The following is an 11,725-nucleotide window of genomic DNA, read 5'->3' on the forward strand; positions in this document are numbered from 1 at the left end:
TTTTTGTTAACGCTGTTGGTGTTGTATATGAGACGAAAACCTTACTAGTTCCTCTCTTATATAAAAATGCGCACAATAGGATAGTCGTTATGTTGAACTGCTTTTTTAGGTAAAGTCGCAGACCTAAAAACAGCCTTTAGGCTGAGTTTATACATAACGCACATTGTGCGAAGTTTTATGTTTTTTAACTATTTAATTTATAAAGTCTTTAGGGTAACCTTTGGGTGAATTTTCATTAATTTACAAGGAAATATATGTTTTTAGACAAAGAGTTTATGGATGATATTCGTAAAGCTGAAGATAAAGCAGCATCTGAGGCCGAAGCTTTATGGAAAGAAGAGTTTGAGCAAATAAAAGATAAGGAGGATGTTACTTTTTATTTGTTTAAAGAACTACGTAAAGCTAATGATGAAATAGAGGCATTGAGAACTCATATTAATCGTTTGTTCCAAGCATAGGGATTATTAAACCGTAGGTTTGATGTAGCGAAGCGTGACCGCCTGTAAGCAGTCACGCTTTTTTGTGACTGTAATTCCTTCGCCCTGCAGACATCTTTTGCTTTTGTACCTGCCTTGCTTACTGATGCGTTTTGACGGCCGAATGGCAATGCCAGGTCATGTTTTTCTTGGTCGGGCATCGATTGAAAGTGCAGTATAGTAATACTGCACTTTTGTCTCATTTTTGAGACTTACCCTTTCGATTTCATTTTACCTTTGGCCTTTAGATCTCGAACGGCATCATCTAAATACTCATCAATTAGATAGTGGACTATTGCGGAGGGCTTCATAGGGAGCCTTGTCGCGATAGTTATTTCTACCGCTGCGTCTTGTAGGGCATCTTTGCGATTTCCGTTTATAGCGACCGTTGTGTCGTTTCTCTTAGTCATATCCGTAGAGTTTGCTGTAAATAGTCATGTCACTATATAACATTTAGCAAATATATTTCTGTCGTGTTTACATGTAATAAATTTTGTGAGTATAATTGCCGCAATTATTTATACCGTGTTTACATGTAATGGAATGCAGCATGATAGATTGGGCTACTGTTGAGATACCCTTCAAGCACAAACCTATAGCGACTGATAGGTATGTGAAGGTGTCGGCGGATGGTGAGGTCCAGTTTGAAACGGTCTGCAGAATGCGTGTTACAGGTTCTTATGAATCGACCATTGGGGTTAAGTCGTTAGGGTCGGACGGCGAGGGCAATGCAACTCATATATTGCTTGATGGTAATCCGTCAAAGTTTCTTCAAGGCCATAACGTATTTGGCTCAAATGACTTCTTAAATCTTGTCTTAACGATGTCTCATTATGTGCTCGGGACACTCGGCTTAAAATTTTCTTCTGATGAATATTGGCAAGTGATGCGAGGTGAATACCGTGTGACTCGTGTTGATATCAATGAGTCTTTCGAACTCAACAATCTGTTATCTGTACGTAGTTGGCTGAAAGCTGCGGAACTCAAATCTAAAACCCGTCATGGCCGTCCTACTAGCAAGGGCGGAACTGTGTACTGGGGTCAACATTCAAGACGTTGGGCACTTAAAGCCTACTGCAAATATGACGAAATCAACTCAGGTAAAAAACATCAACTTCCTGAGTCTTTAACTTGGACAGACATACCGAAGTGGGCAGAGTCAAAGCTCAGAATAGAGTTAGTTTTGCGTGGTATGCAATTGGTATCTGAAGGCATAACTGAAGCCAAGGATTTAACTGAAACCCGTATTAATGAACTCTACAACTCCTATTTGGGGAGGCTTGAAATGGCTAAGAATGTGACGTTAACAAGCTCTAAGGTATTGGAGCTTCCAAGAAAATTACAATCCACTTACATGCTTTGGACTCAAGGTTTAGATCTAAAAAGCCTTTTGCCAAAACCCACTTTTTATCGTCATAGAAAAGACCTTTTAGCGTATGACATAGATATCAATATGTCTTGCGACACTCCAAATATGACTAATGTTGTACCACTTTTACAGGTGCTTGAAGCCCAGCCTGTAGGGGTTCCAGATTGGGCTTATGAACAGGGTCTGGTATATGACCGGACATCACATAGAACAGGATTGAGGGTAGCTTAATGAATATTCAAGGGATAGTAATTGGCGGTCTGGTTAAAGGACTTCGCGAACGTAAATGGGATGGGAAAGTTGTTGGCTATGAGCTTGGCATGAGCGCACAGGTTGCTGATGGGTTCGGCGGTTTTGCTGAGGAACTGATGATTGTTCGTCTGAATGAAGATCAGCAACCAGCCGTTAAAAACGCTGTAGATAAACTGCGTGGTAAACAGGCGTTAGTCCAGGTCAATGTCGGCGCGTACGTATCCAAAGGGAAGGGCGTTGCACAGTTTAACTACGTTCCAGATTCGCAAATTATCGCACTTGATGATGTCGACCCGTTCTCGGGTGAAGTTAAAGACAGCCTTAAGTCTAAAGCGGCGTAGGGGGCTGATATGGCTGATTTAGAGGTGTGGACTTGCTCATGTTGCGGAACCATTTTTGATGGCGAAACAGAGCAGCCTATGGCCTTTGCTCAGCCATGTAATTTGCCTCTGTGTTGTGTGTGTTATTACGGTGATTTGTTTTCAGATAAAGAGGTTGCGTAATGGCTCAATGTGCTGAATTCACACCTGAAGGTTATTTAATGCAATCGGTGCAATCTGTTGATACTTGCACTGGTTACATTCTGGTTTCACCGACTGAGTACAGTTTAGCTGTTCGGTCGATTGAAATTGACCCGTTGGACGTTCTCGAAGTGTTTGGGATTGTGTTTGGTTGGGTCGTGTTCCTTGGTTTCTTGTCTTACAAAGTCAAGCTGTCCAAGGGTTTAATCAAGTTAGCTTAATCGAGCTAGCTTTAATAATTGTTAAGAAGGAATTTTAAAATGGCTGATATTTTTGCTGCTGTAGATTTAACTGCTGTCGCTGCGTTCATCACTGCAACCGGTGTTTTGATTATCGGTATTGCAATGGCTGAAAAGGGTATCAAGATTGCTAAACGCAATGTGCGTGGTGCATAAGTAAAGGTGGATATGTGGCTAGTTTAATACTAGCCCTTATCTTCACGATTATCGCGTTGATAGGGGCAATCTGTGGTTATGTAGTGAGTCAAAATTTGTTTGGAGGCTGATAATGTTTAAGCTTTTAACAGGGTCGTTAATGCTTGCGTTATCGGCCTTTTCTTTTTTTAGTCATGCGTTTGATGAGAATCCTTCCGAGTGGAGAGCGCCTAAAGTTGATCGTGATGATGGTTATGAGTTTGCTCAGCATGTAGTTAAAAATCCGGTTGATATATGTGGTATTTATGAGGATGAGATGCTTGAGCCGTTTGGCTATTGTACTGATACAAAGCGGATGTTTCCGGGAACGACCACTGATTACGGAGGTATCACATTTCGTCAAAATTGTATGCTGGAATGTAATTATACTGATGAATTAGGCTATCACCCTGGTACTTTTAAATTACGTCACTTCGATTTAAAAAAAGTGGGTACTGATACTCGCTCATGCCCTCCTGATGGTTATCCTGATTATGTACGCGGTGTTGATGAAGATGGTGATGGAAAGATTGACAAGTGTTATCCAAAGTTTGAGATGTGTCCAAAGGGTTATTTTAAATTTGCAGTTGAGCCTTACGGGTGTGTACCTATTGATTGTCCAGCTAAGGGTCAGGCTGTAAACAATATAACAACTCATGGCAAGGTTCCTTTTGGTCGCTCTGGTACATTTTGTGATGGAACGTGTTCATATTCAGTTAATGAGGGTTCAACGAGTTATGAGGGTGCTCAATGGGCGTCTGGTGTGTCTAATGGTGCGGTTTGTGGTGATGGAAAAACTAAGGAGGGGGCTAATTTTACTGATAAGGATAAAGAGGGGGATTGTACCACTCACGCTCTTTCTAATGGTTTGACATATCAGGATTGTTCTAATGTGTCTGAGCCTGATGAGGGTGACAACAATAACAATGGTGGTGGTACTGATGAGGGGTTTGATAGCGAGGAAAATAAAGTCGATGAGACTGCGACCGACCCTGATTTTGAAGGTATGGATTGTGGCACTGTTAACGATAAAGAAGTGTGTTTCAACAAAAATATTACTGATGCCATTAATGACCAAACTAAGAAGCAAAAAGCTGATGCAGCGGAGCAGCATAACAAGTTAGTTGAGCAGCAAGAAAAGATAGCTAATTATGTTGAACAAAATAATCAATCGCGTGAGTTGCGTAGGGCTGATGATGCGCGTCAAATGATAAATGGCCTTGATGATATTCGACAGGCCATTGTTAGTGGCGGGAATGGTGCCGGAGGTGGTGGCTCTAGTGATGGTGTGATATCGGCTATTGATGGTTTGGGAGAGTCGTTAGGTGAGACCGATATTGAAACAGATTCAGAGCCAAGTGCCGGAATAGAATCGTTTTATGAAGCTGAATATCCCAACGGCTTCCAAGATGTATGGAATAAGAACAAAGCGTTATTTGATGCCTCTGCGCCAGTGGCATATATCAAACAATGGGAGGTATCAGTAACTGGTACAGCTCCAGATTGGAATATGTGTTTTGACTTGGGGGCGGTTGGTAATTTTGGTTGTAAGGCATTTGAATTAGATCCTCGTGTATTTCCTTTCTTGAGAATCATTATTTTAATTTCGACGGCGTTTTTGTGTCGCCGATTAGTGTTGGGAGGTTAGGGCAATGCTTAATTGGTTTGCAGAAAAATGGAATCAATTTGTTGATTACCTTTATCAGATATTTACCAGTGCAGTTGCGTTTTTAAAGGATTTTTTGTGGTGGGTACTCGATCACTTGTTTGGCGCGGTGGTGTTTGTGCTCGATGGTTTAGGGAGTCTGTTTCAAGGACTTAATCCATTGCAATATATCTCAGTAATACCTGCTGAAACACAGTATTACATGGTGGTTTGTGGGTTTAATGACTCGATGTCGATGATTGTCACGGCGTTGATTATTCGCATGATGTTGCAGCTCATTCCATTTGTGAGGTTAGGCTCATGATAAACGCTATTGTTGGTCGGCCTCGCGCTGGAAAGTCCTATGAATCGGTGATTTATCACATTTTGCCTAGTGCAAAAGAAGGGCGAAAGGTGGTGACAAATATCCCTGTAAATCTTGAGCGTGTGGCGCAATATTACGGTCAAGACGTAGCGGATAATATCTTAATCGTAAAGACTAATTTCAATGAATACGGCATGGTTAGGCCATTTAGTACGCCTGAGGATTTTACTAAGTACGAGTGGAAAAATGAGCAAGGGCAAGGGGTGTTATTTGTCATAGATGAGGCTCATTTGTCGTTAGGCCGTGACGCTAAGACGCCTGTACTTGAGTACCTGTCACTACATGGTCATTACGGTCATGACATTATCATTGTGACTCAATCACCTAAGAAGCTTCATCGGGATTTAAAGGATATGATTGAGGTTTGCTGGCGTTGTGTGAAAAAGTCGGCCTTTGGTGATAATGAGCATTACATTAAAAAGACTTATCACGGTGTTGCAGGTCGAAATGAGGACTATATCCACGAGGAAGAGCGGGAATATCAAAAGCAGTATTTTGGTTTCTATCAGAGTCATACGCAGTCAGCTAAGCCAGTGGATGAGGCTGAAAGCAAAGATATAGCGGCCAGTATTTTCCCTCGAAAGAAGTTGGTTATAGGGATGCTGGTTTTTGGTGTGTTAATGGCGATCTATACAGGTAAGCAAATGATAGGTACAAGCTCAGCGCCTGAGTCTATACCTGAAGTAGCTCAAACTGTTAGTGCAACGGTTCCGGTCAGTGGCGTTCCTTCGCCTGAAGTGGTGCCGGCTGAAACAATGCCTATGCAAACTAGCCAAATTAAACGCACAGATACACGTAAAAAAGAGAGTCAGAATTTTCATCCGTTCTATAAGGTTAGTTTGCATATTGATAGTGTGGCGGAATTTACGCTGGATAAGTATCTAATTAAAGAGGTCTATTTTGTTGCGGCCCAGAATGGCCAGTCTATGTTTACCATTTCAACTCGGGATTTACGTCTTGCTGGTTATGATGTTGCTGTCTACGGGGATTGCGCGGTATTGGTGACTTATGGTGATTATGAGGATTGGCTTACGTGTGACAGCCCGCGTGTTGAAATGGCGGCCAATAATCCGGTAACAGACCCAGAGACCTAGGGAGGGGCCCGCGTTAGCGGGAGGGTTCCTTAGGTTCTCAGGGGCGTGGAGGTATTTATGTTGACGTTGATAAATTTGTTTTTGTTAACGCTGTTGGTGTTGTATATGAGACGAAAACCTTACTAGTTCCTCTCTTATATAAAAATGCGCACAATGTATATTATGTTAAATTGTGTTTGTGGCAATATGTAAGTGTGCGGATGTAGCTATAACCTATTCCATATCTAGGCACATTAATATTATGTAAGTGCTGTTCTTGAACGACCTTGAACATCACTGCTTTCCGGTGCTCTGAAAAATACCTCTTAATGCAACTTATCATGTTGAGTATCTGCCAACATGATTATTAGTTTCTGCGCGGCTTTGTTAATGCCCATTCTACTTCTCCTTCGGGTTTCTAAGCACGTTGGATTTCTGACTCTTTACATGATTCACTTGTTTGCCAATTAGTTCTTAGTTCTTAGTTCTTAGTCTTTGGAGCTATGATCAAGAGATTACCTGGTGAAGTGATTCGGGCTGTACCCAATCTGTAGCCATATACATATGTTACTAATCCGGGAATATGGTCTTTGAGAATTTGGCATGGCATAAAACGTTATCTGAATCTCAATCCTAACCCTTTAACCAGGTTCTGTTACAACTCGTTCTGAGCTAGCAGTAATTTAAACTATGGGCGTGCGCTACGTGAAATCTGACTGGCAACCACCCACAAAACTTAAAAGCATGCACGTAGCAACGCCTTGAATTTGTGTCACTAAGTGAAACTCTGCCAGAGTTATATATAGCGAAGACCATTTCCTGATCCATCTATATATTGGATCACATTGTACCTTTGAATCTGCAGGGCTTTGCTTATAGACAGAATAATGGCGGATTACCGTATGGCTCGGCCAGGCATAAATTTGTTGTGCATACATAATGTGTTGGACTTGATTTAATCAGGCTCGGTCTTGTTGAGGATTTGTGCTAAAGACTGTCTGCGTAAACAGGTGTGCAAAGTGCAGTTCAGATATGGTAGACAGAGGATTAACTCGTGTTCTCGACAGCCAAAGAAGTCGGACTTTTTGAGCTACTAAGGCTGTTTTTAATCTTAGCTCAAGGTTAACTGATGGATATAAACAACCTCTACATTGATATGATATTTTGTTCCACATACGTGTAAGGCAGAGTTCAATTACAGCCGATAAAGGCTGTTAATTAAGAGATCTGACACGGTGTGAGACCTGTCAGTGATTTCATCTCAATTGCCGATAATGACACTTATCGGCATTAAGCTATAGGCTCAATTGGTTTATCAAGATACTGTAATAAAATGATTTATACGGTTTTAATCGATCCCTTGAAGATGATCCAGTACCTTATTTTGTGCACTTTGATGGCGCTCTATCTGCGAGGTGTGCAGGTATTGAGAAGTGGTATCGATACTCTCATGTCCGGCATCGGCTTGTACATGAGATAACGGCCTCCCATTGATATTGATGTCATGGGTGATCCCCGTATGACGAATATTATGGGCCGTTAGCCCTCTCATCTGCTCAGCATCCTCGCTAAATCCATCTCTTTCGGCTCTTTCTGCCGCATATCCGATGATCTTCTCGACTTCTTCTCTTATTTGCCTGATCCCAAGGTTAGCATTAAGTGCCCCTACCTCCCTGCCTCGCCCCGCAGCTCTATGACGAATAAATAGTGGATGATTATCCCCTTGGGCCGGGTAGTCAGGCAGCTTAAGGTGTCTTCTGTACTCCACCAATCCTTCAAGTAAAGCCTTTGGAATAGCGACACTACGACGTTTCCCCCCTTTACTTAAGGGGATAAAAAAGCTCCATATTCCGGTTTGTTTATCCTGCTTAAATTGGCCCATGACCGGTGAGTACCCTGCTCTTGCACCGACTTCAGAGATACGCAGGTAACAGAAGTAGATCAACTTAATCAAAAACAGGCTACGCTGGTGCAGTTCAGGCTCTTCGACAGCTAATTGTTCGACGGATGAGATAACATAAGACCATTGAAGTTCAGTGAAGGCGAGCATATTCCCCTCCTCTATATTAACCTGGTACTTCTTTTTCGAGGAAAATCGACTGTGATTCATCCAGGCTTGAGCGGGGTTTCGCTCGCAGTAGTCTTCACTCATTAAATAGCTATAGAAGGAAGATAAAATTGCTATTTTAGTCTTTAATGCATTATCGCTTAAAACATAGGGTTGCTCTTTTCCAAGTCGCTTCTTACCAACAAACGGTCTCCAGGCATGATTAGGGACCCTCTCCCCTGACGCTTTATCGAGTTTGAACTGGGCGACGTTGAAGTAACCGATCAGCTCTTCCGGTGGGTGCTGACAATAGTCTATATAACGCGCAATTTCTCTTCGGGTTAGTGATGCGGGTGTTTGTCCGACAACATCGAAGCACCAGTGAAAGAAGGTGGTAAGTTCGCTGCGATAGGCTTTATAGCTATTTTCATTATTCTTCTGCTCATAGAGTAGTTCAGAAGCATGTTCGTAAACGAGTCCGGCATCGGGAACAATATCGATACTTACTCGGGTTATATGCTGATTGACAATGCAGTTTCCGATTTCGATATGGCTTGCAGACTCGAACAGTGGGTAAACCGGGGGCATTTTCATTTAAACTGCTCATATGTTTATGCTGGATTAACCGAAGTTGGCAGCCCTTCGGTGTACTAGGGTAACCATATGATTTTAACAGTATTAAATAATATTGAAATCGAAGTTTGGCTTTGTATTGAACAGACAGCATTAATGAATACCGCTATATGACGAAAATGTCTACACATAAGTTTAGTAGACTAAGTCATTCAAATTGCGTCCATAAAGTTGAATTGTTTACTTGTTATTTCGCTAACTTGTTCAATACTTGTCTGTATACGAGTCAACAGAAGTGGCACACGGCTTTGAGCATTTTTTAATACAGTCTTGAGAGCAATGGATGCGCTTACTGCAACACCAGAGACACATCTGCCAAACCGTCTGCTTGGATTCCTGATCGAGACAACGAAAGTCAGCGGCACATAAGGATCCCGACTGAATCAGTTGGGCTAACTTCTTCGAAGAGATAGAGATATTAACGTTCGAGTTTTTCATTGTTTGTCCATTATGTATTGCAGTAATAGCTGAATACTACAACCAAATGAGAATGGTTATCAATAGCGTTATGGGTAAAACCATACAATTATTAATGAGTAATAGGAAATAGCTGTTTTTTGCCCGACTATTTTCCAGCACCCTGAACATTGTTCTACACTCAATGGATAGGGATACACTTTTTTTATTCTTCGAGGTTTACTAATGCTGATCGATATAGCAAAGAAAAGCCCCCTTTTTTCAGGCAAAAAAAAGACGCCTGAAGAGAGTTCCGGTCCTGCTTGGAAGATCCTGATCGTAGATGATGAGCCCGATGTCCATACAGTAACCAAACTTGCATTATCAAGATTTAAACTGGATAAGCGTTCCCTTGAATTTATCAATGCTTATAGTGGTGAAGAAGCAAAACAGATTTTAAGTAAAGAGAGTAATGTGGCCATGGCCTTTGTCGATGTGGTCATGGAGAGCGATCATGCAGGACTTGAGCTTGTAAAGTGGATTAGAGAGGAGCTTAAAAACAGTTCGATAAGGTTGATCCTCAGAACCGGACAGCCGGGTCAGGCACCCGAAGAAGATGTCATCGTCAATTATGATATTAACGATTATAAGGCGAAGGCAGAACTCGACTCCCGTAAATTAGTCACCAGCGTCTATTCAGCATTGCGTTCCTACCGGGATATCATGGTTATTGAGGATGCCAAAGAGGCACAGATAAAACACAGAAAAGGTTTAGAGAGAGTCGTTCAGGCCACGTCTGGCTTGTTTGAACTACGGACCTTGTTCAATTTTGCAGATGGTCTGCTGACACAGGTAGCAAATCTGTTAAACCTAGACAGCGAAACATTACTGCTTACCTGTAACGCTATAGATGCCATGAGTGACAAGGTCAATAGCGAAGAGTTACACATACTCGCAGGTACTGGTCAATTCTCCAGCCATCATGAAAAGCCTCTCCCCGACCACATAAAGAAGATGTTGCAGGAAGCACTGAAGCAGAAACGTTGCCTGTACGAAGAGGATTGCTTTATCGGATATTTTCCGGCAAAGAGTGGCTGGATCAATCTGCTCTACATGGATGGGATCAGCAAGATTGACGATCTGGACAAAAAATTAATAGATATCTTTGCTATCAATGTCGGTGTTGCATTTGAAAATCTGCTGCTTAATAAAGAACTGGAAGATACCCAGTCAGAACTTATTCTACGCTTAGGTGATGTGGTTGAGAGTCGCTCTAAAGAGGCTGCTAACCATGTTAAGCGCATGGCAGAATATTGCTATAGATTGGCGTTAATTTCAGGTATGGAGGAGCACGAAGCAGATCTGATAAAGCACGCCTCCCCTATGCATGACATAGGCAAGATCGCTACACCCGATGCAGTGTTATTGAAGCCGGGTAAGCTTAACGAAGAGGAGTGGAATGTGATGAAGCAGCACCCTGCTGTCGGACATCAAATTCTGGCTAACTCTGAAAGGCCGATTTTGAAAGCTGCCAGTATTATTGCACTTCAGCATCATGAAAAATATGACGGCTCTGGTTATCCGTCTGGATTGAGGGGGGAAGAGATCCACATTTTCGCCAGAATCGTTGCCATAGCAGATGTCTTTGATGCTCTATCCCATGCCCGGTGTTATAAACCTGAATGGCCACTCGATGAAGTGCTTAAGACCATGGAAGAAGCTTCAGGTTCACATTTTGATCCGGATTTGCTTAAGCATTTTATCGACAATATTGACGTGTTCACTAAGGTAAAAGATGAACTCAGTGACGATATGCCTATGGGATAGAGAAACTCTTAGCAACAACTTCCTCCTTTACTTTATGCTGTTAACCAGGACTATCCGCAAGAAAGTCAAACATGGCAACGTGCTGTTCACCATTTTTTGTGAATGAGGCGAAGGCGCGCCAAACCATATAATTACTGCTGCAGGAACCGTATATCAGCTGACCGTTATATTCTGTTTTGCTAACTTTAGTTAAATTTACCGGGATAACCCCCATAAACATATCTCTTCCCTCGACTCTCAAAACTAGATCATTTAGGGCTTCAGAGCCTATGAGCTCTACGGTTAAGGGCTTTTCACTGGGAGTATTATAGGGAGTAATTAATAGTTCTAATTGAACTCCGGCAACAGACTGGCTACATCTGCCGGTTTTAAAGTCACAAAGTGTGGGATCTTTGGTTGAAATTGATACATCTTCGGGGGCGTCCTGAGTGCAAGCAGAACAAAATAATGCCAGCATTAGAATAAGATAAAGCGAAAACTGCTTACTAAATTTTACACGTAGCACAATTTTTAACCTTTATATGAAAAGTCTTTACATTCTATTGAGTAGGTTGATCTAGATCAACTTTTACCCCACTACAATTCCTATCTTTTTTGACATAGCTCAAGTATCATTGCTTTACCTTGTTAATATCACAAATATTGCAGGGCTACACGTTGACACCTCCCCTAATGTTCCGTAGGGAAC

Annotated in this window: 11 protein-coding genes; 8 read left to right on the forward strand and 3 right to left on the reverse strand. The window is 41.9% G+C overall.

Features of this window, described 5'->3' with window-relative positions:
• The first annotated feature begins 254 nt into the window (after positions 1–254).
• The 7 genes from Q1B47_RS08925 to Q1B47_RS08955 all read left to right on the forward strand — a co-directional run bounded on the left by Q1B47_RS08925 (position 255) and on the right by Q1B47_RS08955 (position 6,155).
• Positions 255–458 (forward strand): hypothetical protein, encoded by a 204-nt coding sequence (locus tag Q1B47_RS08925; RefSeq protein WP_299791956.1) that lies wholly within the window; start codon positions 255–257, stop codon positions 456–458.
• Positions 459–1,026: 568 nt separating this feature from the next.
• On the forward strand, positions 1,027–2,076 hold the full coding sequence (locus tag Q1B47_RS08930; protein WP_299791959.1) for a phage/plasmid replication protein, II/X family: 1,050 nt from the start codon (positions 1,027–1,029) through the stop codon (positions 2,074–2,076).
• Positions 2,076–2,438 carry a DNA-binding protein gene (locus Q1B47_RS08935; protein WP_299791962.1) on the forward strand — a complete coding sequence of 121 codons (363 nt, stop codon included), beginning with the start codon at positions 2,076–2,078 and terminating at the stop codon, positions 2,436–2,438. Before Q1B47_RS08930 ends, Q1B47_RS08935 begins: the two co-directional genes overlap by 1 nt.
• Before the next feature lie 440 nt (positions 2,439–2,878).
• Positions 2,879–3,013 (forward strand): hypothetical protein, encoded by a 135-nt coding sequence (locus Q1B47_RS08940; RefSeq protein WP_299791965.1) that lies wholly within the window; start codon positions 2,879–2,881, stop codon positions 3,011–3,013.
• Between the two features lie 112 nt (positions 3,014–3,125).
• Positions 3,126–4,679, forward strand: a complete 1,554-nt coding sequence (locus Q1B47_RS08945; RefSeq protein WP_299791968.1) for a hypothetical protein — start codon at positions 3,126–3,128, stop codon at positions 4,677–4,679.
• Positions 4,680–4,683: 4 nt separating this feature from the next.
• Positions 4,684–5,001, forward strand: coding sequence for a DUF2523 family protein (locus Q1B47_RS08950; protein ID WP_299791971.1), 318 nt, complete (start codon positions 4,684–4,686; stop codon positions 4,999–5,001).
• Complete coding sequence (locus Q1B47_RS08955; RefSeq protein ID WP_299791974.1) at positions 4,998–6,155, forward strand: zonular occludens toxin domain-containing protein; 1,158 nt, start codon at positions 4,998–5,000, stop codon at positions 6,153–6,155. The genes Q1B47_RS08950 and Q1B47_RS08955 overlap by 4 nt, the downstream gene beginning before the upstream one ends.
• Before the next feature lie 1,327 nt (positions 6,156–7,482).
• Here Q1B47_RS08955 and Q1B47_RS08960 read toward each other — a convergent pair.
• Together Q1B47_RS08960 and Q1B47_RS08965 are read right to left on the reverse strand one after the other, a co-directional pair.
• A complete protein-coding gene (locus Q1B47_RS08960; protein WP_299791977.1) occupies positions 7,483–8,775 on the reverse strand; it encodes a site-specific integrase in 1,293 nt (430 codons plus the stop codon).
• 243 nt (positions 8,776–9,018) lie between these two features.
• Positions 9,019–9,252 (reverse strand): hypothetical protein, encoded by a 234-nt coding sequence (locus Q1B47_RS08965; RefSeq protein WP_299791980.1) that lies wholly within the window; start codon positions 9,250–9,252, stop codon positions 9,019–9,021.
• 204 nt (positions 9,253–9,456) lie between these two features.
• Here Q1B47_RS08965 and Q1B47_RS08970 point away from each other — a divergent pair, with 204 nt between their 5' ends.
• Entirely contained in the window at positions 9,457–11,037 is a 1,581-nt protein-coding gene (locus Q1B47_RS08970; protein WP_299791983.1) for a DUF3369 domain-containing protein, read from the forward strand.
• 40 nt (positions 11,038–11,077) lie between these two features.
• Here the strand turns inward: Q1B47_RS08970 and Q1B47_RS08975 are convergent, their stop codons facing one another.
• The gene (locus tag Q1B47_RS08975) at positions 11,078–11,542 is read right to left on the reverse strand and encodes a hypothetical protein (RefSeq protein ID WP_366873344.1); all 465 of its coding nucleotides are present in this window, start codon (positions 11,540–11,542) and stop codon (positions 11,078–11,080) included.
• Positions 11,543–11,725: the final 183 nt, after the last annotated feature.

Source organism: uncultured Shewanella sp., from assembly GCF_947501225.1.
GTDB lineage: Bacteria > Pseudomonadota > Gammaproteobacteria > Enterobacterales > Shewanellaceae > Shewanella.